Annotated in this window: 20 protein-coding genes; 12 read left to right on the top strand and 8 right to left on the bottom strand. The window is 42.0% G+C overall.

The features are described 5' to 3' along the window. Positions 1 to 92: 92 nt before the first annotated feature. The 3 genes from HYG93_RS08015 to HYG93_RS08005 all read right to left on the bottom strand — a co-directional run bounded on the left by HYG93_RS08015 (position 93) and on the right by HYG93_RS08005 (position 4,124). On the bottom strand, positions 93 to 1,385 hold the full coding sequence (locus tag HYG93_RS08015) for a DcaP family trimeric outer membrane transporter (protein WP_171406600.1): 1,293 nt from the start codon (positions 1,383 to 1,385) through the stop codon (positions 93 to 95). 123 nt (positions 1,386 to 1,508) lie between these two features. After that, positions 1,509 to 2,879 carry an MFS transporter gene (locus HYG93_RS08010; protein WP_120365575.1) on the bottom strand — a complete coding sequence of 457 codons (1,371 nt, stop codon included), beginning with the start codon at positions 2,877 to 2,879 and terminating at the stop codon, positions 1,509 to 1,511. A gap of 330 nt (positions 2,880 to 3,209) precedes the next feature. Then, positions 3,210 to 4,124 (bottom strand): LysR family transcriptional regulator, encoded by a 915-nt coding sequence (locus HYG93_RS08005; RefSeq protein WP_106984373.1) that lies wholly within the window; start codon positions 4,122 to 4,124, stop codon positions 3,210 to 3,212. A 115-nt stretch (positions 4,125 to 4,239) separates the two neighbouring features. Here HYG93_RS08005 and HYG93_RS08000 point away from each other — a divergent pair, with 115 nt between their 5' ends. The 12 genes from HYG93_RS08000 to pcaD all read left to right on the top strand — a co-directional run bounded on the left by HYG93_RS08000 (position 4,240) and on the right by pcaD (position 15,409). Beyond that, positions 4,240 to 5,349 (top strand): muconate/chloromuconate family cycloisomerase, encoded by a 1,110-nt coding sequence (locus HYG93_RS08000; protein ID WP_106984374.1) that lies wholly within the window; start codon positions 4,240 to 4,242, stop codon positions 5,347 to 5,349. Between the two features lie 20 nt (positions 5,350 to 5,369). After that, complete coding sequence (gene catC, locus HYG93_RS07995; protein ID WP_106984375.1) at positions 5,370 to 5,660, top strand: muconolactone Delta-isomerase; 291 nt, start codon at positions 5,370 to 5,372, stop codon at positions 5,658 to 5,660. Between the two features lie 110 nt (positions 5,661 to 5,770). Next, a complete protein-coding gene (gene catA / locus HYG93_RS07990; protein WP_120365576.1) occupies positions 5,771 to 6,691 on the top strand; it encodes a catechol 1,2-dioxygenase in 921 nt (306 codons plus the stop codon). Between the two features lie 93 nt (positions 6,692 to 6,784). Then, positions 6,785 to 8,182, top strand: a complete 1,398-nt coding sequence (gene benA / locus HYG93_RS07985; RefSeq protein ID WP_120365577.1) for a benzoate 1,2-dioxygenase large subunit — start codon at positions 6,785 to 6,787, stop codon at positions 8,180 to 8,182. Next, positions 8,179 to 8,688 (top strand): benzoate 1,2-dioxygenase small subunit, encoded by a 510-nt coding sequence (gene benB, locus HYG93_RS07980; RefSeq protein WP_120365578.1) that lies wholly within the window; start codon positions 8,179 to 8,181, stop codon positions 8,686 to 8,688. The genes benA and benB overlap by 4 nt, the downstream gene beginning before the upstream one ends. An 86-nt stretch (positions 8,689 to 8,774) precedes the next feature. After that, on the top strand, positions 8,775 to 9,791 hold the full coding sequence (gene benC, locus HYG93_RS07975; RefSeq protein WP_120365579.1) for a benzoate 1,2-dioxygenase electron transfer component BenC: 1,017 nt from the start codon (positions 8,775 to 8,777) through the stop codon (positions 9,789 to 9,791). Positions 9,792 to 9,830: 39 nt separating this feature from the next. Next, complete coding sequence (gene benD, locus HYG93_RS07970) at positions 9,831 to 10,616, top strand: benzoate diol dehydrogenase BenD (protein WP_120365580.1); 786 nt, start codon at positions 9,831 to 9,833, stop codon at positions 10,614 to 10,616. Between the two features lie 47 nt (positions 10,617 to 10,663). Continuing rightward, on the top strand, positions 10,664 to 11,896 hold the full coding sequence (gene benE / locus HYG93_RS07965) for a benzoate/H(+) symporter BenE (protein WP_120365601.1): 1,233 nt from the start codon (positions 10,664 to 10,666) through the stop codon (positions 11,894 to 11,896). A gap of 13 nt (positions 11,897 to 11,909) precedes the next feature. Further along, positions 11,910 to 12,581: a 3-oxoacid CoA-transferase subunit A gene (locus tag HYG93_RS07960; protein ID WP_120365581.1), complete on the top strand. Its 672-nt coding sequence runs from the start codon at positions 11,910 to 11,912 to the stop codon at positions 12,579 to 12,581. 14 nt (positions 12,582 to 12,595) lie between these two features. After that, positions 12,596 to 13,246 carry a 3-oxoacid CoA-transferase subunit B gene (locus HYG93_RS07955; RefSeq protein WP_120363714.1) on the top strand — a complete coding sequence of 217 codons (651 nt, stop codon included), beginning with the start codon at positions 12,596 to 12,598 and terminating at the stop codon, positions 13,244 to 13,246. Between the two features lie 126 nt (positions 13,247 to 13,372). Continuing rightward, positions 13,373 to 14,578, top strand: a complete 1,206-nt coding sequence (pcaF, locus tag HYG93_RS07950; protein WP_120365582.1) for a 3-oxoadipyl-CoA thiolase — start codon at positions 13,373 to 13,375, stop codon at positions 14,576 to 14,578. A gap of 48 nt (positions 14,579 to 14,626) precedes the next feature. After that, positions 14,627 to 15,409: a 3-oxoadipate enol-lactonase gene (gene pcaD, locus HYG93_RS07945; RefSeq protein WP_106984384.1), complete on the top strand. Its 783-nt coding sequence runs from the start codon at positions 14,627 to 14,629 to the stop codon at positions 15,407 to 15,409. Between the two features lie 79 nt (positions 15,410 to 15,488). Here the strand turns inward: pcaD and HYG93_RS07940 are convergent, their stop codons facing one another. From HYG93_RS07940 to HYG93_RS07920, 5 genes are all read right to left on the bottom strand, one after another. Further along, positions 15,489 to 16,856, bottom strand: a complete 1,368-nt coding sequence (locus HYG93_RS07940; protein ID WP_120363712.1) for an amidohydrolase family protein — start codon at positions 16,854 to 16,856, stop codon at positions 15,489 to 15,491. Positions 16,857 to 16,885: 29 nt separating this feature from the next. Beyond that, positions 16,886 to 17,806 carry an ABC transporter permease gene (locus tag HYG93_RS07935; protein WP_120363711.1) on the bottom strand — a complete coding sequence of 307 codons (921 nt, stop codon included), beginning with the start codon at positions 17,804 to 17,806 and terminating at the stop codon, positions 16,886 to 16,888. Positions 17,807 to 17,823: 17 nt separating this feature from the next. Beyond that, positions 17,824 to 18,915 (bottom strand): ABC transporter permease, encoded by a 1,092-nt coding sequence (locus HYG93_RS07930; protein WP_106984387.1) that lies wholly within the window; start codon positions 18,913 to 18,915, stop codon positions 17,824 to 17,826. Positions 18,916 to 18,935: 20 nt separating this feature from the next. After that, on the bottom strand, positions 18,936 to 20,531 hold the full coding sequence (locus HYG93_RS07925) for an ABC transporter ATP-binding protein (protein WP_106984388.1): 1,596 nt from the start codon (positions 20,529 to 20,531) through the stop codon (positions 18,936 to 18,938). Positions 20,532 to 20,607: 76 nt separating this feature from the next. Then, positions 20,608 to 21,708, bottom strand: a complete 1,101-nt coding sequence (locus HYG93_RS07920; protein ID WP_106984389.1) for a BMP family ABC transporter substrate-binding protein — start codon at positions 21,706 to 21,708, stop codon at positions 20,608 to 20,610. Between the last annotated feature and the right edge of the window lie 122 nt (positions 21,709 to 21,830).

Below are 21,830 nucleotides of genomic sequence, written 5' to 3'. Positions count from 1 at the left end.
TAAAAGCTAAAAAGCCTGCATCAATACAGGCTTTTTATATATTTAGATTTTTTATTGTAAAACTATAGGCTTAAGCTAAGCGATTAAATCGACTAGAAGTTATACATTGCGACAGCATTTACTCGATTGTCTGTGCCTGTTTGACTACCATTTGGTGCGGGAGCAAAGGCTTCTCTTTCACCATAAACATATTCTAGTCCTAAACTGATCGGTTTAATTGGGCTATAAAAAAGATTGGCCCAAGCTTGCCATAAGTCTTTATTGGCTTTGGTTTTATCCGTTAATGCATTGATATACGCATCATTTTGATCAGCCTTCATATAACCATAACCGAGTGTGCCTCGTAGTTGTGGACTAAATTGCTGTGTAATACCTAAAGTGATCGAGTCAAATTCATTCCTAGCAATGATGTCTTTATTGGCATTCGTAACAAAACCTTGGTTACTCCAAGACACAAAACTACTATCGCCCTTCACATGGTAATAGTCTGCCTTAATCATCGTTTTGTCGGTCACATCCCATTTTGCACCTAAACCAACACCCCATGCCATTTCAGCATCGGTATCCGTTTTTTTCTCTGTGCCCATTGCACGTGCACTGAGTTGTACGCGCTCATTCAGTTGATGGTTTAAGCGTGCAGTTAAAGCAGGTAAACGCATATTTGAACTTTCATCCTTTGCATCTTCAGCCGCCAATACAACATTGGTGATTGGACTGAATTTGTGGCTATAACGGACTTGTGGAGTTCGTTTGACTGCACCACCAACATACCCTAAAGCATCTATTGTTTCAGGCATATAATCAGGTACGGCAAAGTTTGACCATGTTTGACCAATTAACCAATTGCCATAATTCATATAGGCATGACGAATACGAAGTGCATCATTGGTACCTAAAAAGTCGACCTCAAGTTTAGCGTTAATATCTTTGCCAGATGTAGCCGTTTTAAAGTCTAAGCCTAAACGTGTGGCAGCAAGCGAAGCTTTTAAGCGATCTGAACTTTCATTATTACCCGTTAATGGCACTGTATTTATTTGATTGTATAAACGCGCTGCGCTACCGCCTTCCGATTGGTATGACGCATCGGCTCGCACATTGCCATAAAAGGTCAATTCTGCACCTGCTTTGGTTTTGAGGCGCGTTCCTTCCACTTTTAATGCGGGTGTATTTTCAGTATTTATTTTAGTCGTGCTGGCTTGTATCTGTTGCAAGCTTTGTTGATTGCTCTGTTGTTGCTGCGCATATTGCTGCATTAATAGCTTTAAAGCTTTTACTTCGTCACGTAGCTGTTGGATTTCGGCATCGGTAGTTGAGGCTGCAAAGCTCATTATTGGGAAACTACACGCACATGCTATGACAAGTCGGTTTAATTTGAAACTTAACATTTTTTGATTCATCCTGAGTTTGGGTATAACCCCATTTTCCATTTCATTGACACATTAAACCCATGATTTTTACCTTTCAAATCAATGTATAAACTTAATGTGTCATGTCAGTGTGTATTTAAATTAATGTACGGTACTTTTGATTGGCGTGGCTTTTTCTGATGAAGTATGCGTACTCGTTACACCATCTACAGATGCCTTTAAGTTCACACAAAATATGGCAATTGCAGCAATTGCACCTGGTATTGCAATCGCAAGAAAATTCATTTGATGTGGTAATTCTAAGGTGAGTAATGCCCCAGTCAGTACAGGCCCGACAATTGCACCAATACGACCAATACCTGATGCCCAACCCATACCCGTCGAACGGACTGCAGCTGGATAGAACTGTGCCACAAAGGTATAAAGTAAGATTTGCGAGCCAATAGTCGCTGCTCCTGCAACCGCAATGAGCAAATACAATACAAATTGAGGACTATTAAAACCAAGTAACACCAGCGCAATCGCACCAACGGTAAACATAATGCTTAATACAGGTTTTAAGTGGAATTTATCTGCCAATGTGCCGCCACCAATTGCGCCTACCATGCCACCGATGTTGAGTGCAAATAAGAACAGCATGCTTGCACCAAGTGAATAGCCTGCTTGAATCATGAGTTTAGGCAACCAACTACCAAGTGCGTACACCATGAGTAAGCACATGAAAAATGCAATCCAAAACATGATGGTACTAAAGGTGCGACCTTGCTGGAATAAGGCTTTAAATGGTGCTTCATTGCTATTGCTTTCATTTAATACAAACTGCGTTTGTGCTGTGACAGCTTGTTCGGGTGCAATTTTTTGCACAATTTCTGCAACTGCTGTTGTTTGGCCTTTTTGGGTCAAAAACATCAGCGATTCGGGTAGAAACTTCCAAATCAAGGGTAAAGCTAAAAATGGAATACATGCGATATAAAACATGATTTTCCAGCCATAATCGGCAATCAGCCAAGCCCCGAGTAATGCAGAAGCCATACCACCAATGGCATAACCACTAAACATGAGTGCAACTAAGGTACTGCGGATACGTTTAGGTGCATATTCAGTCATGAGTGCAACCACATTCGGCATTACACCACCAATGCCAAGGCCAGCTAAAAAGCGCAGTAGGCCAAACTCAATGGGATTAGAGGCAAATGCACCCAAAAAGGTAAAGCCACTAAATAGTCCAACGCAAATCATAATGGTTTTTTTGCGTCCTAATTTATCTGACAAAGTCCCAAATGACATGGCGCCAAACATCATGCCAAAGAGTGCTGTACTGGCCAATAACCCTGCTTGTACTGCACTGAGCGACCATTCTTGCATCAAAAGTGGTAAAGCGACGCCATAAATGACCAGATCATAACCGTCAAAAATAATAATCAGTAAGCACCAAATTAATACGCCCCAATGAAATGGGCTAAACTTGGCTTCATCTACAATCGAATTGATATTGAGTTGTTGTGTATTCACGCTAAGCCTCCTGCTTGTGAATTTTTTATTCACAAAAACAATGAAGCAAAGGTGTTTTTATGTCCAAAACTGATGAGCTCTATATTTATACCTTTAAAGTAAAGCCTAAATTTCTTTCTTTGAAACAAATAATTAAGTCACTAAAAGCCATAAAAAATAGCATAAAAATATTTTTAATTCGAAGTGCTTTACTAAACTGATTCATAAAAAAAGCAAATCTAAAATCAATATTAGATTTGCCTTAAAATATATATTTCACGTAATTAAAAAGGTATTTACGGTTTATTTTTAATTATTTTAATATAAGCATTCTATACATTTTCTCAATGATTAAATGGTTGCTCTGTCGTAGCTAATCGCTTCTAAGTCATATACTTGATAAATACAATCAAATAAGGAGCGAATATCATCGCTTTCATCCATACTTCGAATAGCAAGAAAAATAGGACTCACCGCCGAATCATCAAGGATAGGTAAATAATGTAAATGCGGAAATTTAATGGTTTGTGCACTTTCAGGCACTACACAGCAACCTTCTCCTGCTGCCACCAACCCTAGCGCCAACTGAATTTCACGGACTTCCTTTAAATTTTTGGGGTCTAAACTATGTTCAGCAAACAAATGTCTGACTTGTGTGGAAAAGTTGGGTTTTGGATGGCTTGGATATAAAAACATATGTTCATCGACAATATCTGCCAAATACACGCCTTGTGCTTGCTCGGCTAAAGGATGGCTGGCATGTACGGCCAACATTAAAGGTTCTTCTCTTAATAAGACCCGACGCACAGCTGAATCTGAAATTCTTAACCGTCCAAATCCAACATCAATACGCCCCTCTTTTAAAGCCGAAATTTGGTCTTTGGTGCTCATTTCAATGAGCTCAATTTTCAAATTTGGATGTTGCTTGCGAAACAAATACACAATTTTGGGCAATAAACCATAAAGCAAAGAGCCTACAAAACCCATTGTCACTGTTTTTTCGACCAGTCCAATACGCTGTGCCATGGTTTTTATTTCTTCAGCATTAGACAAAAGTTTAACAGCATGCTGATAGAAAAATTGCCCTGCTTCCGTGGTCTTTAATGGGCGGCTTCCACGCTCAAAAAGCTGTATACCAAGCTCTGCTTCAAGGTTCTGAATTTGACGGCTCAAAGGCGGTTGAGCAATAAATAATTTTTCAGAAGCTTTGGTAAAGCTTTGCTCCTCTACAACTGCAACAAAATAGCGAAGGTGTCTGAGTTCCATTCAATTCCATACCTTTTATGTATATAAAAATGCAAATTTGATCTTCGACAGTCAAATTTTATTCTTTTAAGGTATATCACAAGAGCCATGAAACGCAAGTTTGCGAAGAGTAAACATGTACAAATCAGTCGAAACACTTTTAGTCGAAATCCCGACCATCCGCCCACACAAAATGGCGGTGGCGACGATGCAAACCCAAACTTTGGTTCTAATTAAAATTACCACTGAAGATGGATTTGTCGGTTGGGGCGAAGCAACCACCATTGGTGGCTTAGGTTATGGTGAAGAAAGTCCTGAAAGCATCAAAACCAATATTGACACTTATTTTTCACCATTACTTAAAACTTTAAAAGTACACAATATTGCGCAAATTATGCGCGTGTTGAAAAAAAATATTAACGGTAACCGTTTTGCGAAATGCGCCATTCAAACTGCACTTTTAGATATTCAAGCACAGCGTTTGAATCTACCGCTATCGGAGTTATTGGGTGGCCGTTTACGTGAAAGTGTACCTGTGCTTTGGGTGTTGGCTTCTGGTGATACCAGCAAAGATATTGCCGAAGCGCAAAAAATGATAGCGATTAAACGTCACAACACTTTCAAACTCAAAATTGGTTCACGTCCTGTAGAAGCAGATGTTGAGCATGTGCTTGCGATTAAACAAGCTTTAGGTACAGATATTTCGATTCGCGTAGATGTAAACCGTGCGTGGTCAGAACTTGATGCCCTTAAAGGCATACAGCTTTTACAAGATGGTGGTGTTGATCTCATTGAGCAACCTTGTGCAATTGACAATATTGATGCCATGCAACGCCTAAGTCGCCGTTTCGATATTGCCATTATGGCGGATGAATCTTTAATGGGTCCAAGTTCGGCGTATCGCCTTGCACGTACCAATGCCGCCTCCGTATTTGCAGTCAAAGTTGCGCAGTCTGGTGGACTTTTAGAAGCTAAAGATGTTGCCACCATTGCCAATTTGGCAGGAATCGATCTTTATGGCGGCACCATGTTAGAAGGCCCTATCGGGACAATTGCATCTGCGCATTTATTTTCAACCTTTGAAAATTTGGCCGCAGGAACAGAACTTTTTGGCCCGTTGTTGCTTACCGAAGAAATTTTAAAAACCCCTTTGCAATATCAAAATTTTGAACTTGCTGTGCCAAAAACATCAGGTTTAGGCATTGAGTTAGATCAAGACAAACTTGATAACTTGCGTCGCAAATAAACTTCAATCAGGAGCTTCACATGCTTTTTCAAGTACGAATGGACGTGAATATTCCTCTGGACATGCCAGCGGAAAAAGCAAATGAAATTAAGGCTGTAGAAAAAGCCTATTCACAAGAATTGCAGACTCAAGGTAAGTGGCGTCACATTTGGCGTATTACAGGCCAGTACTCGAACATCAGTATTTTTGATGTGGAAAGCAATGAAGAACTGCACAACATTTTGCAGGGTCTACCGCTATATCCCTACATGAATATTGAAGTAATGGCTTTAAACCGTCATCCATCTTCTATCCGAGACAATGACAGTTAATTAAAACAGTCAATCACATCCAAAGGGTTATTTAACAAGGAATGTGGCAGCCAAGTGAAATTATAAAAATCACATCAGCCACCAAAAATACATACTTAAGGAGCAATAGTATGAACCGTCAAGACATTGATACTTTAGTCAAAACAATGAATGTAGATACAGCAACCAAACCTGTAGATGCACGTGTTCAGCAAGTTGTTGTACGCCTTTTAGGTGATTTATTTCAGGCCATTGAAGACTTAGATATTTCACAATCAGAACTGTGGAAAGGTTTGGAATATTTTACCGATGCAGGTCAGGCCAATGAATTAGGCTTATTGGCAGCAGGCCTTGGCCTAGAACATTACCTAGACTTACGTGCCGATGAAGCAGATGCCAAAGCAGGTATTACAGGCGGTACGCCGCGTACCATTGAAGGCCCGCTTTATGTTGCAGGTGCACCTGAATCTGTTGGCTTTGCTCGTATGGACGATGGTACTGAAACAGATAAGATTCCAACTTTATTTATTGAAGGTACAGTGAAGGATACTGCAGGCAATATCATTGAAGGTGCAAAAGTTGAAATCTGGCATGCCAACAGCTTAGGTAACTACTCTTTCTTTGATAAGTCACAATCTGACTTCAATCTACGTCGCACAATTTTTAGTGATCAAGACGGCAAATATATTGCACAAACAACGATGCCTGTTGGCTATGGCTGTCCGCCTGAAGGCACAACACAATTTGTATTAGACAAACTTGGCCGTCATGGCAACCGTCCATCTCATGTGCATTATTTTATTTCTGCACCAGGCTACCGCAAGCTAACGACTCAATTCAACATCGAAGGTGATCAATACCTATGGGACGACTTCGCTTTTGCAACCCGTGAAGGTCTCGTTGCAACGGCTGTTGATGTCACTGACGAAGCTGAAATTACCCGCCGTGGTTTAAACCAACCGTTTAAACACATCACGTTCAATGTTGAGTTGGTGAAAGAGCAAACAGAAGCTCCATCAACAGAAGTTGACCGCCGTCGCGCTAGCGCTTAATACCCATAGATTAGGAAACTCAGATGTCTGCAGGATGACATTGTCATGACATCTGTGTGACTTCCCCCAAATTTGGAAAGTTGGAGAAAGGATATGCCACGTATTGCAGTCATAAATACCAGCCACCTCGATCGTATAGATGAATTACTTGTAGACGATTTTGAAAGTGGTGAATTTAAACTTCATCGTTCTGTATTTACAGATCAAGCCCTGTTTGACCTAGAGATGAAATACATCTTTGAAGGCAACTGGGTGTACTTGGCACACGAAAGCCAAATTCCAAATAATAACGATTTCTACACCACCTATATTGGCCGTCAGCCGATCATCATTGCGCGTAACCGCCAAGGTGAACTGAATGCCATGATCAATGCTTGCTCACACCGCGGCGCACAGCTTTGCCGTCATAAAAAAGGCAACAAAGCAACTTACACTTGCCCTTTCCACGGCTGGACATTTAACAACTCAGGAAAATTGCTGAAAGTCAAAGATCCATCTGAAGCAGGTTATTCAGACTGTTTTAACCAAGATGGTTCGCATGACTTAAAGAAAGTTGCACGCTTTGAAAGTTATAAAGGTTTCCTATTTGGCAGCTTAAACCCTGATGTGCCTTCACTAGAAGAGTACTTAGGTGAAACCAGCAAGATTATCGACATGATCGTCGGCCAATCCGAACAAGGCCTTGAAGTGCTGCGCGGTTCATCAACTTATACCTATGAAGGCAACTGGAAACTGACTGCCGAAAATGGCGCAGATGGTTACCACGTGTCTGCGGTGCATTGGAACTATGCAGCAACCACACAGCACCGTAAAGAAGCGCAAGCAGCCGATAACATTCGTGCCATGAGCGCAGGCTCTTGGGGTAAACAAGGCGGCGGTTCATACGGTTTTGAACATGGCCACATGTTGCTTTGGACACAATGGGCAAACCCAGAAGACCGTCCAAACTATGTTAAAGCTGAAGAATATACCGAGAAATTTGGCGCACCGATGTCGAAATGGATGATCGAGCGTTCACGTAATCTTTGTTTATATCCAAACGTGTATTTGATGGATCAGTTTGGTTCGCAAATACGTGTGCTGCGTCCAATTTCAGTGAATAAAACTGAAGTAACGATTTACTGTATTGCCCCTGTGGGTGAAGCGCCAGATGCTCGTGCACGCCGTATCCGTCAGTATGAAGATTTCTTCAATGCCTCAGGCATGGCAACACCAGATGATCTAGAAGAATTCCGTGCCTGCCAAGCCGGCTATGCAGGCATTGAACTGGAATGGAACGATATGTGCCGCGGTTCAAAACATTGGATTCAAGGCCCAGATGAAGCCGCCAATGAAATTGGACTCAAACCAATCCTCAGCGGTATTAAAACTGAAGATGAAGGTTTGTATCTTGCACAGCATCAATATTGGTTAAAAATGATGAAGCATGCCATTCAAGCGGAAAAGGAATTGGCAGAAATTGAAGCTTCTGCAATGGGAGAAAGCGCATGAATGCAGCCGTTCAACAAGATGCGATCACGCTCGAAACTATTGCACAATTTCTCTACCGAGAAGCACGCTTTTTAGATGATGAACAATGGGACGATTGGATCAAGTGCTATGCCCCATCGGCCTCATTTTGGATGCCAGCTTGGGACGACGACGACAAATTAACGACCGACCCTCAGTCTGAAATTTCATTAATTTACTACCCTGACCGTCAAGGTTTAGAAGACCGCGTTTTTCGAATTAAGACTGAACGCTCATCAGCAACCATGCCTGATACCCGTACCAGTCACCACATTAACAATATCGAAGTCATTGAGCGTGATGGCACTAAAGTCACTGTGCGTTTTAACTGGAACACCTTGAGTTTCCGTTACAAAACCAATTACAGCTACTTTGGCATGTCACGTTATGAAATCGACTTTTCAGCAGAACAGCCGCAAATCTTAAGTAAATACGTGGTGCTGAAAAATGATTACATCAATCAAGTCATCGATATCTATCACCTCTAAGTATAGACAGCAATGTCACCTTTCAGCCAGAAGGATATTTGGCTGAAAGGTCTCAGTTACACCGATTTTTAAAAGGATATTCAGCCATGTCAAACCACAATGTTGCACTTCAATTTGAAGATGGCGTTACGCGTTTTATTTCAGTTGCACAGGGTGAAACGCTTTCTGATGCTGCTTACCGTCAAAAAATTAACATTCCGCTAGATTGCCGTGATGGCGCATGTGGTACTTGCCGTGCATTCTGTGAATCGGGCAGCTTTGATATGCCTGAAGAAACCTATATTGAAGATGCCCTTACACCTGAAGAAGCGGCTGAAGGTTATATCTTGGCTTGCCAATGTAAACCGACTTCTGATGCAGTTTTCCAAATTCAAGCCACTTCAGATGTCTGTAAAACTGAAATTAAAGCCTTACAAGGTACATTGATCAGTGTAGACAACCTATCTGACTCGACCATTACATTTGATATTCAACTCGATGAAGGTCAGCCTGATATCAACTTCCTTGCGGGCCAATATGTCAATGTCGGCATTCCTGGAACGACTGAAACACGCTCTTATTCTTTTAGCTCAAAACCGGGCAACCGTCTGACAAGTTTTGTGGTACGTAACGTGCCGAACGGCAAGATGAGTGACTTTTTAAGCGCCAATGCCAAAGCGGGCGACAAAATGACTTTTACCGGCCCTTTTGGCAGTTTTTACTTACGTAATGTGGCACGCCCTGTATTGATGCTTGCAGGCGGCACAGGTATTGCCCCGTTTATGTCTATGCTGCAAGTTTTAGAAGAAAAAGGCGCAGAACACCCTGTTCGTTTGGTCTTTGGTGTGACCAATGACTTCGATCTTGTTGCCATAGAAAAACTCAATGCCTTAAAAGCAAAGTTCAATTGGTTTGACTACCGCACGGTAGTGGCAAGCCCTGAATCTAAGCATGAACGCAAAGGCTATGTGACCAACCATATTGAAAACGAATGGTTAAATGCGGGTGATGTTGATGTCTACCTATGTGGCCCTGTGCCAATGGTAGAAGCTGTACGTGGTTGGTTAGATGGTGAAAACATTAAACCTGCTAGTTTCTTATTTGAAAAATTCTCTGCGAACTAAGCATCTGACTACGTTAGACATATAGAGGTAGAGACATAAATGAACCATAACAACCGTTTTGAAAATAAAGTGGTCATTGTGACCGGTGCAGCACAAGGTATTGGCCGTGGTGTCGCTTTACAAGTTGCAAGCGAAGGCGCTCAAGTTATATTGGCCGATCTTTCTGACTATGTGGAAGAAACACTTGCTGAAATTGAAGCGCATGATGGCGATGCCATTATTGTTAAAGCCAATCTTGAAACTTTTACAGGTGCAGAATCCGTCGTAACCCAAGCCATTACAGTCTATGGCCGTGTTGATGTGCTCATCAATAACGTTGGCGGTGCAATTTGGATGAAACCATTTCAGGAGTTTTCTGAAGATGAAATCATCAAAGAAGTGAACCGTTCACTGTTTCCAACAATGTGGTGCTGCCGTGCGGTATTACCTGAAATGATCAAAAATCAGCACGGTACGATTGTCAATGTGTCGTCTATTGCGACACGTGGAATTAACCGTGTGCCCTATTCCGCCTCCAAAGGTGGCGTAAATGGCTTAACGGCTGCACTTGCTTTTGAACATGCTCAAAATGGTATTCGTGTGAATGCTGTGGCAACAGGCGGTACAGAAGCGCCGCCACGTAAAGTCCCACGCAATGCCAATCCATTATCGGATGATGAAAAGCAATGGATGCAGCAAGTGGTGGATCAAACCATTGACCGTACTTTCCTCGGCCGATATGGCACGATTCAAGAGCAAGTGAATGCAATCCTATTTTTAGCATCCGATGAATCATCTTATATGACCGGAACTGTCGTACCAGTAGGTGGCGGTGATCAGGGCTAAAACTGATCGAGTTCAGGATCATTTTTGAAAGCATGGAGGCAACAACAATGGCGACCCTGTTGAAAACATTAAAAGAAGATTGGTCACTTTCAGCGACTGTTGCAGGATTTTTAGCTGTGCTGATTTCCTATTCAGGGCCATTAATTATCTTCTTTCAAGCTGCACAGAAAGCAGATGTTGCACCTGAGATAATGATTTCATGGATTTGGGGCATTTCTATTGGTGCAGCGGTTGCAGGTATTTTTTTATCCATTAAATACAAAGTACCTGTGATTACGGCTTGGTCTGCGCCGGGCACTGCACTTTTAGTCACGCTTTTTCCCAATATCAGTCTGAATGAAGCCGTCGCCGCCTACATTACTGCAGCAATTGTGATCTTAATCATTGGTTTAACAGGTTATTTCGACAAACTTTTAAAATGGATACCGCAATCCATCGCTGCAGGCATGATGGCAGGTATTTTATTTCAGTTTGGGCTTGGTCTGTTTAATGCCACTGACAGCATGCCATTGATTGTATTTGGCATGCTGATGGTATTTTTAGTGTCGAAACGACTCAACCCGCGCTATAGCATGCTTTGGGTACTCGTGACAGGCGTAGTGCTTAGTTTAATCTTTGGCAAAATGAACCCTGTCGACATCCACTTCAGTTTAGCCATTCCGCAGTGGATTAGCCCTGAGTGGACACTCAACAGCTTACTTAATTTAGCCCTTCCCCTGATTTTAGTCAGCCTTTCAGGCCAATTTTTACCAGGCATGGCCATTATGAAACTCAGCGGTTATGACACACCTGCCAAACCCATTATTACCGTGACCAGCTTAGCGTCATTAGCTGTCGCATGTGTCGGCGGAATCACCATTGTTCTCGCATCCATCACTGCTGCTTTATGCATGGGCAAAGATGCACATGAACTCAAAGAAAAGCGCTACATCGCAGGAATTGCCAACGGCATTTTTTACATACTAGGCGGCCTATTTGCCGGAAGCATTGTTTTGCTCTTTAGCTTATTGCCCAAAGAGCTCGTTGCAGCCCTTGCCGGACTTGCGCTTTTAGGCGCAATTGCCACCAATGTATCCGTGGCGATGAAAGATGAAAACCAAAGAGATGCGGCGCTCATTACATTTTTAGCAACAGCTTCAGGCATGCATTTTATGGGGTTGAGTTCGGTTTTTTGGGGGATTTGTATCGGGATTATTGCGCATTTGCTTTTAAGTAAACCGTGTACAAAAACAGCCTCTCAAACAGCTATGACAGGCTCAACAGATTCTAAAACTTTATAGTATAGGTACGTATATGATCGATAAAAGTCAGACTTCATTAACTGAAGTACTTTCACAAATCAAAAATGGCTCAACCATTATGATTGGTGGTTTTGGTACGGCAGGACAGCCAGCAGAACTGATCGATGGCCTGATCGAACTGGGTATTAAAGACTTAGTGATTGTAAATAATAATGCAGGTAATGGTGATTACGGCCTTGCCAAATTGCTCAAAGCCGGTGCTGTACGCAAAATTATTTGTTCTTTTCCCCGTCAATCTGACTCTTGGGTTTTTGATGAATTATACCGTGCCGGAAAAATTGAGCTTGAGCTGGTTCCTCAAGGTAACCTTGCCTGTCGTATACAAGCTGCAGGTATGGGACTTGGGCCAATTTATACACCTACAAGTTTTGGGACTTTACTTGCCGAAGCTAAACCTACGCTGAACTATGAAGGCAAAGATTATGTGCTAGAAAATCCAATTAAAGCCGATTTTGCACTGATTAAAGCCTCTCAAGGTGACCGTTGGGGTAATTTGGTTTATCGCAAATCTGCCCGCAATTTTGGCCCAATTATGGCAATGGCCGCGGATATTACCATTGCCCAAGTATCTGAAGTGGTTGAACTTGGTGCTTTAGACCCTGAACACATAATTACCCCAGGCATTTTTGTTCAGCATGTTGTTGCTGTCACACCTGCACAGTAATTGGAGATTTTTATATGAGCTATACCAAATTAACTCGCGACCAAATTGCTGAACGTGTGGCGCAAGATATCCCTGACGGTGCTTATGTTAACTTAGGCATTGGTCTCCCGACTAAAATTGCCAACTACTTGCCTTCAGATAAGGACGTATTTTTACATTCAGAAAATGGTTTATTGGCCTTTGGTGAAAAGCCCGAGGTTGGACAAGAAGACCCTGAACTGATTAATGCAGGCAAAGAATTTGTCACGATGCTGACAGGTGGTGCATTTTTCCATCATGGTGACTCATTTGCCATGATGCGTGGGGGGCATTTAGACATCGCAGTTTTAGGAGCATTCCAAGTTGCACAAAATGGCGATCTTGCCAATTGGCACACCGGTGCACCTGATGCGATTCCTGCTGTAGGTGGTGCAATGGACTTAGCTGTAGGCGCAAAAAAAGTCTTTATTACGACCGATCATGTCACTAAAAAAGGTGAACCAAAGATTGTTGCAGAACTGAGCTACCCAGCGACAGGCTTGAAGTGTGTAGACCGAATTTATACTGATTTATGTGTGATTGATGTGACTTCAGAAGGCATGAAAGTTCTTGAAAAAGTTGAAGGTCTTTCTTTTGAAGAATTGCAGTCGCTAACGGGTGCGAAGCTGATTGATGCGACTGCTTAAAGCAAAATATTCCCTCTTTTTTAAAGGGGGGTTTTAGGGAGGATTAATAATAAAAATTAACTTCCTGTAAATCCCTCCCAACCTCCCTTTTACAAAGGGAGGAGCTGTGTTTCTAGGATTTAAAAAATGAAAAATGCCTATATTATTGATGCTATTCGTACACCTTTCGGCCGCTATGCAGGTGGTTTAGCACCAATTCGTGCAGATGATCTCGGTGCTTTGCCAATCAAAGCCATTATGGAACGCAACCCAACTGTAAATTGGGAAAAAGTAGATGACATTATCTTTGGCTGTGCCAACCAAGCCGGTGAAGATAACCGTAATGTCGGCCGTATGTCTGCGCTACTTGCAGGCGTCCCTTACCAAGTCCCTGCTACCACAGTAAACCGCCTATGTGGGTCATCTCTTGATGCAGTAGCTATGGCTGCACGTGCGATTAAATCGGGTGAAGTAGATCTGATTATTGCTGGCGGTGTAGAGTCAATGTCACGCGCACCTTTAGTTATGGGTAAATCTGAAGCAGCCTATGGTCGTACTCAAAAAATTGAAGATACCACTATGGGTTGGCGCTTTATCAACCCTAAACTCAAAGAAATGTATGGTGTCGAAACCATGCCACAAACGGCAGAAAATGTCGCCGAGCAATTTAAGATCAATCGTGAAGATCAAGACAAATTCGCATTGAATAGTCAACTACGCACTGCAGCAGCCCAAGCACGTGGTTTTTTTGCCAATGAAATTATTCCCGTACACATCGCTCAGCGTAAAGGCGAGCCTGTTGTAATTGATACGGATGAACACCCTCGAGCATCAACCACACTTGAAGCTTTGACAAAACTTAAACCTGTGGTGAAAGCAGATGGAACAGTGACTGCAGGTAATGCTTCAGGCATTAATGATGGTGCGACCGCTCTACTCATTGCATCTGATGAAGCCGTTACACGCTATGGTTTAAAACCACGTGCCAAAGTGATTGCTGCAACAGTAGTTGGGGTTGAACCTCGGATTATGGGCTTTGGCCCTGCACCTGCGATTAAAAAACTACTTTCGCAAACTGGCTTAACACTTGCACAAATGGATGTAATTGAACTGAATGAAGCTTTTGCAGCCCAAGCACTTGCAGTGACACGTGACTTAGGACTTGCTGATGATGATGCTCGCGTCAACCCGAATGGTGGTGCGATCGCCATTGGACATCCACTCGGTGCATCAGGCGCACGTTTAGTTACCACTGCTTTGAATCAACTCGAAGCAATCAACGGCAAATTCGCGCTTTGTTCGATGTGTATTGGTGTCGGTCAAGGGATTGCTTTGATCATAGAAAAAATTTAACTAATTTAAAATCCACTCCCTTTATCAAGGGAGTTTGGGAGGGATTCAATGCCAACATTCAATTCAAATGATGCTCAGATTAACTATCAAACTTTTGGCAATAATACAAAGCCAACCTTGATATTTTCAAACTCATTAGGCACCAATTTTTCGATGTGGAAACCGCAAGTTGATGTGCTGAAAAAACTATTTTATATCATTTGTTATGACACCCGTGGTCATGGTGAATCAACTGCACCCAAAGGCCCATATACATTGGCGCAACTCGGCCAAGATGTTATTCACTTGATGGATCATCTCTCCATTAAAACGGCATCATTTTGCGGTATTTCTATGGGTGGGCTTACAGGCCAATGGTTAGCCATCCATCATCCTGAACGTTTTAATCATGTGATTGTATGTAATACGGCAGCCAAAATTGGGCAAGAACACGCATGGACTGAACGCGCAAAACTCGTGCGTGAACAAGGCCTAGAACCGATAGCTAGTACAGCTGCATCGCGCTGGTTTAGTGAACCCTTTATCCAAAGTAACACAGCAGTGATTGCAAAACTTTCTAACGACTTAGGTGCTGGCAGCCCTGAAGGTTATGCAAGTTGTTGTGAAGCTTTGGCTAAAGCGGATCTAACGACAGAGATTTCACAAATACGAATCCCACTTTTAGTCATCGCGGGTACGCTCGACCCCGTAACAACTGTTGCAGATGGACAATATTTAGTGAATCAAATTCGTAGTAGCGCACTATTTGAAATTGAAGCTTCACATATTTCAAATATTGAACAAGCACAGATCTTTACTCAAACAATTTCAGAATTTTTAGAGCAAAGTTAAATACAAGTTCATCTAAACACAATATAAAATGCCTGCTTAAAACAGGCATTTTTTTAATAAAAAATTAGATTAGAAAGTACTAAATGCGTTGTAACTCATTAACAGATGTACCACTTTGCGCTAACCATGTTGCACGGCGTTTAAACAGTTTAGGTGCAGCCATATTTACGTCATCAATCAATTTTTGTAAATCTGCATTCAATAACTGGCCATTTTTAACCAATGTTTGCCCTGCTACCATCGTCATGACAACATCTTGACCTTGTACAGCATGAACCAAATTGTGATGTAGGTTAAATAATTGACCTTCTTTAATCAGTGGCGTCATACGTGGTGTTGCCGTATTTACCACAATCATATCTGCCTGTTTTCCCGTCTCTAAAGAGCCAATTTTGTCTTGCATACCTAAGGCTTTCGCTCCTAAAGAAGTGGCCATTTTGCACACAGACCATGCGTCTAAAGATGCCGCATTTAAATTGGAGAATTTTGCCAATAAAGACGCTGTTTTCATTTCTTCAAACATGTCTAAATTATTATTCTCTTTTTCACCGTCTGTGCCTAAGCCCACGGCCAAACCTTTGGCCAGCATTTGCGTAATAGGTGCTGCACCAGAAGCCAACTTCATGTTTGAAATTGGGTTATGTGCCACACCTACACGGTAATTTTTTAAAATATCTATTTCTGTCACATCTGCCCAAACACAGTGTGCAAGTAAGCACTTAGGTACATCAAATAAGCCTAACTGCTCCAGAGTTTGGATGGGGCGCACACCATAACGCTTCAAATTTTCTTGCACATCAAACTGACTTTCATTGCTATGGGTATGAAATCCCGTTTGATAATCCTGACAGAGCTTTTGTATGCGATCTAATGCTGGTTCTTGTGCATAAAATAAATGCTCTAGCCCCACCCACACCTCTATACGACCTTGTGCGCTTTGGTGCCAACGGTTGAGTAAAGCCTCATTACTTTTGAGCGTTTCAAAGTAGTTGTGGTCAGGGTGCTCTGCCACATAAGGCACCAATACCGCTCGAATGCCGAGTTCTTTAGCCGCTTCTGCACTACCATCCATAAAACGCCACATATCAACTATTGTGGTCGTACCCGACAGAAGTGCCTCTGCATAACACAAGTAAGAGGCAATTTTGGCATCTTCAGGCAGAAGTACGCGGTGCATTGGATCAATAAACTGTTGCAACCAATCCCATACGGCCAAGCCTTCTGCAGTCCCTCGTAAAAAACCAGAGTGACAATGTGTATTCACTAAACCTGGCATGAGTAAGCCATTTGCATAATGTTCAACTATTGCGTCTGGATACTGCGCTTGAAGTATTGCTAATGTCCCAACTTGCTGAATGATTTGACCATCGATGAGCACTGCCCCTTGTTCAATACAGTCTAATTGCTCATTCATAGTCAGAACATAATCTGCACTGATAATTTTCATTCGTATCTCTATTGTTATAGCTGTGGGAGTTATGGCGTAAATGTCTTACCTAATGATGCAGGTAAGTTCATTTTCAATAATTTTTTGTCACGTGAAATTATGACGAGCACGACAATCGTAGCCACATAAGGCAATGCAGAAAGCAGCTCATTTGGCACGTTTAAACCCAATGCTTGCGCATGAAATTGTAAAATTGTGACGCCACCAAATAGGTATGCACCCAACATAAGACGTGTAGGTTTCCATGTCGCAAATACGACTAAGGCAATTGCAATCCAACCACGTCCTGCCACCATGTTTTCAATCCACATTGGTGTATATACCGTTGATAAAAACGCACCGCCAACGCCTGCCATTGCACCACCAAACAACACGGCACAATAACGAATGGCCAAGACGTTATAACCCATTGCATGTGCACTTTCTGGTGACTCACCCACTGCTTTTAATAGCAAGCCTAAACGTGTTTTTGCCAATACCCACCAAATCACGACAAAGGCCAAAATCGACAAATACACCACATAGTTTTGCTGAAATAGCACAGGGCCTATAAATGGAATATCTGCTAATCCAGGAATATTCATATTTTGTAAGCCGGGTAAAGCCATGCTCACGTAGTTTTGACCAATAAATGCCGAAATACCAATCCCAAAAATGGTCAGTGCCAAGCCACAAGCCGACTGGTTTGTACTTAAGGACAGGGTAAAAAATGCGAAGATGAGTGACATAAACATGCCCGCCAAAGCCCCAACCAATAAGGCACTGGCAACGCTTGCTTCATAGTGCGCAGCAAATGCAAAACCTGCGATTGCACCTACTAACATCATGCCTTCTACACCAAGGTTAATTACCCCTGTACGCTCAGCAACTAATTCACCTAAACCTGCAAAAATCAGAGGTGTTGCAGCTGCAATCGTTCCCGCTAAAATCGCGGTCATTTCAATACTCATGATTTATTCCTTTTGATTTAAGCCACGCCAGCATTTGGTACGGGTGCAGTTTTCTTTTTGGCAAAACGGTAGCGCTTTTCAATTAGCACATCCGACGCCAATAAGAAAAAGAGTAATAAGCCTTGGAAAATACCGGTAATTGCGACAGACAGTTGTAATTGCATTTGTGCCATTTCACCTCCAAGGTAAAGTAGTGCCATCAATAGCCCTGCAAGTACAATTCCGATCGGGTTTAAACGGCCTAAATACGCCACAATAATGGCTGCATAGCCATAACCTGGGGAAATATTTGGATTTAACTGACCAATTGGGCCTGCAACTTCACAAATACCTGCAATACCTGCCATCAGTCCAGAGATCCCTAAACTTAACCACACGGCTTTTTTAGATGAAAACCCTGCATATTGTGCAGCCAAAGGCGCCTGACCACTGACTTCAAGTTTGTAAGCCGTCATGCTTTTTTTAATAAAAAACCAAAATACAATCACGGCTAAAAGCGTTAAAAAGATAGAGACATTGACACGTGTGCCTTCCACAATAAAAGGCAAAGTGGCACTTTCACCAAACATCACAGACTGTGGAAAGTTCATGCCATCTGGGTCACGCCATGGTCCATTCACCAAATACAATAAAACAAACAAAGCCACGTAATTCATCATGAGCGTAGTCAATGTTTCTTCTGCATTAAAATGTGTTTTTAAAAATGCAGGAATGAGCCCCCAAAATGCACCACCAATCGCACCCATCACAATCATGAGGGGTAAAATCCACCAGCCCATTTGGTCATGAAATAAAATGGCAATACCACCACCAAAAATGGCGCCCATGGTGAGCTGTCCTTCGGCACCAATATTGAAGAGCTTGGCGCGAAAGCCAATGGCAAGGCCGAGCGCAATTAATATGAGCGGGCTGGCTTTAATCACCAATTCACTTAAGCTATAGAGCGAAGTTAAAGGCTCAATAAAAAAGATATACAACGCTTTAGCGGGGTCTACCCCCAAAATAAAAAACAACAAACTTCCAACAACCAGCATGGCAATGAGTGCGATGAGTGGTGACAACCATCTCATCAGTTGTGAGGGCTTTTCCCTCGGTTTTAATAAATACATGGATTCACCTCTATGCCTTGCTAAGCATGTAATTCTGGCTGTTTGCCATCATGTACATCGGATTGTTCTGATGCAATGCCCGACATGAGCAAGCCAATTTGTTCCGCATTTGTGCTTGTAGTTGCTTGTGGCGCCGAAAGCTTGCCTGAAGCAAGCACACAAATTTGGTCACTAATTTCGAATAACTCTTCCAATTCTTCTGAAATCACTAAAATAGCCACGCCAGTGCGCGACAGATCGATTAAAGTTTGTCGAATAAACATGGATGCACCAACATCTACGCCCCAAGTTGGCTGAGAAATAATTAAAAAATTGGGTTGTTGTAAAATTTCACGACCGACAATAAATTTTTGTAAATTACCACCAGACAGTGATCGTGCTTCTGCATGTGCACCAGCAGCCTTGACGCCAAATTTTTGAATACAATGCTCTGCAAATGCTTTAGTTTTCGAAAAATTAATAAAGTTAAAACGCGTCAACCCATGACGAAATGCCGTGAGTAAAGCATTTTCCGCTAAGGTCATCGCAGGGACTGCACCTCGGCCTAAACGCTCTTCTGGAACAAAGCCCAAGCCTAAATCACGGCGCTCACCCGCATTTAATTTGGTAATATTTTGACCCTTTAGCCATATCTCACCTTGCTCAGAAAATGATTCGCCAGAAAGCAAAGCCAAAAGCTCAGCCTGACCATTGCCCGATATTCCCGCAATCCCCATGATTTCGCCTGCTTGAATATTCAGGTTAATTCCAGCTAAAGACACGCCAAAAGGATCATCAGAAGTTTTGGATAAATTAGAAACCTCAAAGCAAGTAACTTTCTTACCTTCATAATCAGCATGTACATAGGTCGGCAATTCACGCCCAATCATCAGTTTGGCTAAATCACTGGTCGAGTTATTTTCGGGTAAAACATGACCTGTCACTTGACCATTTTGGAGAATGGTCGCTTCGTCACAAAGTTCTTTAATTTCATGTAACTTATGACTGATATAAAGAATAGATACACCTTGAGATGCTAAGAGTTTTAGCGTTTTAAATAACTGCTGTACGGCTTGTGGTGTCAGGACAGAAGTTGGTTCATCCAAAATAATTAACGATGGGTTTTGCAGTAGGCATCGGATAATTTCTACACGTTGTCGCTCACCTACAGATAAAGAATGGACTTCACGTCTTGGATCTACAGGTAGGCCATATTGCTTGGAAACCTCTAGAATTTTTTGATGTAGGTCGTCCAAATCAATTTTATCGTCCAGACCTAACAAAATATTTTGTGCAACGGTTAAGGTTTCAAACAAAGAAAAATGTTGATAGACCATGCCAATACCTAGCTTACGGGCCATCGATGGATTATCAATTTTTACTTCTTTACCATTCCAAATGATTTGCCCTTGATCAGCTTTGGTCGCACCATAAATAATCTTCATCAAGGTACTTTTTCCAGCACCATTTTCACCCAATATTGCGTGAATATGTCCTGCTTGTACTTTCAAGTTAATGTTGTCATTGGCTTTCAATGAATTGTAATTTTTACAAATATTGAGGAGCTCAAGACGAGGAATGGCTGTACTTGGTGCTCGATTTAGTTTTATGTCAGGTTCATGTTGAAATGCATTCATACCTCAAGCTCTCATTTTTAAAATCTAGGGTGTATGGCTTGAGCCTAGATACTGCGTATCTAGGCTAAATTCGGCTTTATTTAGGTAGAGCGCCTTCTACACCTTTAACATAAAAGTTCATTTTGCCAAGTTCAGCATCAGTCATAGACTTACCTTTAGCCACGACTAGACTGCCATCTTGTTTATAAATAGGGCCTGTAAATGGGTGCAATGTGCCTTTCTGAATCGCACTTTGTACGTTAAGCGCTTTTTGTTTTACATTGGCTGGGACAAAAGGTGCAAAGTTTTCAATTTTTACAGCATCTTGTTTTACGCCATACCAAATTGCGCTCGGTTTCCATGTTTTATTCGCCACTTGTTGCATGACAGGCGTATAAATTTTTTCCCAATGTAAAACCGATGCTGCCAGTTGCGCTTTGGCACCAAATTTACTCATGTCCGAATCCCAACCAAAGGCATAAACACCTTTTTGTTCGGCAGCTTGCACCACCGCTGGTGAATCTGTGTTTTGCATGAGTACATCTGCATTTTGCGCAATGAGCGCCAAAGCGGCATCACGCTCTTTACCAGGATTAAACCAAGAGTTCACCCAAATCACTTTGGTTTTAATTTTTGGATTGACACTTTGAGCACCTAAGGTATAGGCATTAATGTTGCGTACCACTTCTGGAATTGGGAAAGACCCCACTACGCCTAGGGTATTCTTTTTAGTTTGTTGACCGGCAACCACACCTAACATATAGGCACCTTCATAGGTACGTACGTCATATACCCCTAAATTTTTGCCTTGCTTATAGCCAGTTGCATGCATAAATACAGTATTAGGAAATTGTTTCGCCACTTTCTCCATTTGGTTCATATAACCAAAGGACGTCCCAAAAATCACTTTATTCCCTTGCTGTGCCAAATTTCGAATAACACGTTCTGCATCAGCAGTTTCAGGAACATTTTCAATATGAGAGGTTTTATATTTTCCAGCCAATGCTTTTTCAGCTTTAATACGGCCTTGGTCATGTGAATATGTCCAGCCATGATCACTGGTTGGACCAATATAAACAAAGGCTGCTTTATCCGTAGCATTGGCAGCAGTAATAAACGAAGTCCCCAAAAGCGTCGCTGTACTGAGTGTTAGAACGATTTTTTTTAACTGTGTTTTAAAGCTATATTCTTTTGGCATGAAGCTGCTCCTACTCATTAAATGCATTTCTAAATTGATGTAATTACAAGGCATTAGAAATATAAAAATTGAACATCGGTTTAAATGTCTGTGTTCACTTTCTGTTAATTAGCAAGTTCCAT

The sequence above is a fragment of the Acinetobacter sp. SwsAc6 genome, from assembly GCF_013391565.1.
GTDB classification, from domain to species: Bacteria; Pseudomonadota; Gammaproteobacteria; order Pseudomonadales; family Moraxellaceae; genus Acinetobacter; species Acinetobacter cumulans.
This window is presented reverse-complemented; position numbering and strand designations above follow the sequence as displayed.

Coding starts and splice junctions, on each gene's coding strand:
- HYG93_RS07935 (WP_120363711.1), bottom strand. CDS start 17,806: ATGAGTATTGAAATGACCGCGATTTTAGCGGGAACGATTGCAGCTGCA.
- benA (WP_120365577.1), top strand. CDS start 6,785: ATGCCACGTATTGCAGTCATAAATACCAGCCACCTCGATCGTATAGAT.
- catA (WP_120365576.1), top strand. CDS start 5,771: ATGAACCGTCAAGACATTGATACTTTAGTCAAAACAATGAATGTAGAT.
- pcaF (WP_120365582.1), top strand. CDS start 13,373: ATGAAAAATGCCTATATTATTGATGCTATTCGTACACCTTTCGGCCGC.
- HYG93_RS07925 (WP_106984388.1), bottom strand. CDS start 20,531: ATGAATGCATTTCAACATGAACCTGACATAAAACTAAATCGAGCACCA.
- benC (WP_120365579.1), top strand. CDS start 8,775: ATGTCAAACCACAATGTTGCACTTCAATTTGAAGATGGCGTTACGCGT.
- HYG93_RS08015 (WP_171406600.1), bottom strand. CDS start 1,385: ATGTTAAGTTTCAAATTAAACCGACTTGTCATAGCATGTGCGTGTAGT.
- HYG93_RS07940 (WP_120363712.1), bottom strand. CDS start 16,856: ATGAAAATTATCAGTGCAGATTATGTTCTGACTATGAATGAGCAATTA.
- catC (WP_106984375.1), top strand. CDS start 5,370: ATGCTTTTTCAAGTACGAATGGACGTGAATATTCCTCTGGACATGCCA.
- benE (WP_120365601.1), top strand. CDS start 10,664: ATGGCGACCCTGTTGAAAACATTAAAAGAAGATTGGTCACTTTCAGCG.
- pcaD (WP_106984384.1), top strand. CDS start 14,627: ATGCCAACATTCAATTCAAATGATGCTCAGATTAACTATCAAACTTTT.
- benD (WP_120365580.1), top strand. CDS start 9,831: ATGAACCATAACAACCGTTTTGAAAATAAAGTGGTCATTGTGACCGGT.
- HYG93_RS07930 (WP_106984387.1), bottom strand. CDS start 18,915: ATGTATTTATTAAAACCGAGGGAAAAGCCCTCACAACTGATGAGATGG.
- benB (WP_120365578.1), top strand. CDS start 8,179: ATGAATGCAGCCGTTCAACAAGATGCGATCACGCTCGAAACTATTGCA.
- HYG93_RS07960 (WP_120365581.1), top strand. CDS start 11,910: ATGATCGATAAAAGTCAGACTTCATTAACTGAAGTACTTTCACAAATC.
- HYG93_RS08005 (WP_106984373.1), bottom strand. CDS start 4,124: ATGGAACTCAGACACCTTCGCTATTTTGTTGCAGTTGTAGAGGAGCAA.
- HYG93_RS08000 (WP_106984374.1), top strand. CDS start 4,240: ATGTACAAATCAGTCGAAACACTTTTAGTCGAAATCCCGACCATCCGC.
- HYG93_RS07955 (WP_120363714.1), top strand. CDS start 12,596: ATGAGCTATACCAAATTAACTCGCGACCAAATTGCTGAACGTGTGGCG.
- HYG93_RS07920 (WP_106984389.1), bottom strand. CDS start 21,708: ATGCCAAAAGAATATAGCTTTAAAACACAGTTAAAAAAAATCGTTCTA.